Source organism: Bartonella sp. AA1HLJMS (genome assembly GCF_042197445.1).
GTDB lineage: Bacteria > Pseudomonadota > Alphaproteobacteria > Rhizobiales > Rhizobiaceae > Bartonella.
In genome coordinates, this window is the sequence record NZ_JBHIRW010000149.1 from 1 (window position 1) to 1,759 (window position 1,759).

The following is a 1,759-nucleotide window of genomic DNA, read 5'->3' on the forward strand; positions in this document are numbered from 1 at the left end:
ATGGAGGAGGTTGGTTAACACATCCAGCTGTATTTAAGAGAGCTATGCAACTCAATAGTTTTAAGATTTTCTTCATTCTTCCCCTCTTTCAATGGATTTATTTACGATAAAACAGCTCGGAGGCTTGTTGATATTTTCTGTCACCGCTGCTTAAAACAACGGTGAACAATATTGAGATGATTGGTTGAGAAAACAATCCCACCATTCCAAGCAAAGGCAAGGATGGCAGATTGTTGATCATCACAAACAGCAAAACTTAAGGTTGGCATTCATCCGCATTTTTATACCTTTTACAAAAAGGGCTATTTAAGCGCTTCTCAACACTTCTCTGTGGGATGACAGCACCAAGCTGACAAATGGGAAGGTTTTCTTCTCTAAATGTATAACACCAGTTTCCTCTCCCTTTATAATGGAATCCTGATTGAACCATGCAAGCATAAATTGTTGCATCCTCATTAACACTAAGCTTTCTATTTTCTGAATCAGCATCAATAAGACTCGGCATTCCACATTCTAATAAGGCTTTTCCTATCTCAGTAAAATCTGCACCTGCCTTCTCCCACATACTCACGTACTCTGGAGGACTGCTGTCAATTTTTGATATGTCACATCCAGTCACACTTAATAGGACTATACCACTCAATAATTTTAAAATTTGTCTCATTTTTTCTTCCATAAATGATCTAAAGTCGAATAAATTGAATGAATTTGTTTAGTAGGAGATGTTCCATAATTAGTTATACACGCTTTACTTGCATCACCATAACAATTATGAGGACTAGGATCATAACCGCCTAACGCCCTCCCTCTCTCTATCAATGGAGAGGTTGCTGTAGTCAATAAACTTTTTCCTACAAACAGCGTCATATATAAAGGATTTTTTATACCTTTCTCCAAAAGTGAAACATCTAGATTTAAAGGTACTTTATAAAAAGTAGGTGCATTGTAACCAAACAACGTACTAATGGGGTCAGATGCATGGCTTTGTAAGTAAACATGATCATTTTTGCCATCGCTTACGACATATAATGCATTCGCTATCGATTGAGCATGATCCGCTGGTCCATAAAGATAAATATCTGTTTTTTCTGCTATACCGTGGATGCCCCGCTTTTCAAAGTCACGTAGTCCATTGCCTATTGTTAAGCTACCACGACTATGCGCACTAACAATCGCCCCATCATTACCATAACGAGAGGCAAAATCTTGGAATTTCTTGGTCGAATTACTCCATCCCCCAAAATACTCATAAATTGCTACCCCGAACTCTACTAGCTTATCTTTAGCTTGGGGGTGGTAGGTAAAATAAAGGGGTTCATGCGCATTATCAGCCATTTTGACGGCATTACGGGCTGCTTCATCAGATGAATTAGAAATACCATTATAGAACATACGCCTGTTGCCATCAGAGCCTTTTTGTAAATGATTTTCTTCTCCTGGTTTTAAATAGCGATACAGAGTAATATTTTTTCCATCATTGCCTTTTATAGGTTTTCCATTTTCATCGGTTAAATAGAGGACATTGCCATTTTCATCATGCAAAATCTCACCTACTGGATGCTCTTTAACATTTGCGACTTCGCGTATTTTGTCCCAGTATCCCAATCCTTCATCCGATAAATCATTGATCATATCTACGCGATTATGCACTGCTCCCTCAAGCGGTGCGACATCTAGCTGTCCTACTGCTTGGTGTGCTGCTGCGGTGTTGCGGTTGAGAGAGCCAATGATTTGTCCAGCATCTTGCCCCATCGCCCTC

The 1,759-nt window shown here is 39.3% G+C and carries 2 protein-coding genes and 1 pseudogene; all 3 read right to left on the bottom strand.

The window, feature by feature from the left end; all coding sequences use genetic code 11:
* Nucleotides 1–140 precede the first annotated feature (140 nt).
* Entirely contained in the window at nucleotides 141–269 is a 129-nt protein-coding gene (locus tag ACFIQE_RS10075) for a hypothetical protein (RefSeq protein ID WP_375707668.1), read from the bottom strand.
* Complete coding sequence (locus tag ACFIQE_RS10080) at nucleotides 257–664, bottom strand: hypothetical protein (protein ID WP_375676850.1); 408 nt, start codon at nucleotides 662–664, stop codon at nucleotides 257–259. Before ACFIQE_RS10080 ends, ACFIQE_RS10075 begins: the two co-directional genes overlap by 13 nt.
* A pseudogene (locus tag ACFIQE_RS10085) lies at nucleotides 661–1,759 on the bottom strand (filamentous hemagglutinin); the annotation flags it as partial. The gene ACFIQE_RS10080 and the pseudogene ACFIQE_RS10085, both read right to left, overlap by 4 nt.

Excerpts from the sequence above, each read along its gene's own strand:
- ACFIQE_RS10075 (WP_375707668.1), bottom strand. The coding sequence starts at position 269 with ATGCCAACCTTAAGTTTTGCTGTTTGTGATGATCAACAATCTGCCATC.
- ACFIQE_RS10080 (WP_375676850.1), bottom strand. The coding sequence starts at position 664 with ATGAGACAAATTTTAAAATTATTGAGTGGTATAGTCCTATTAAGTGTG.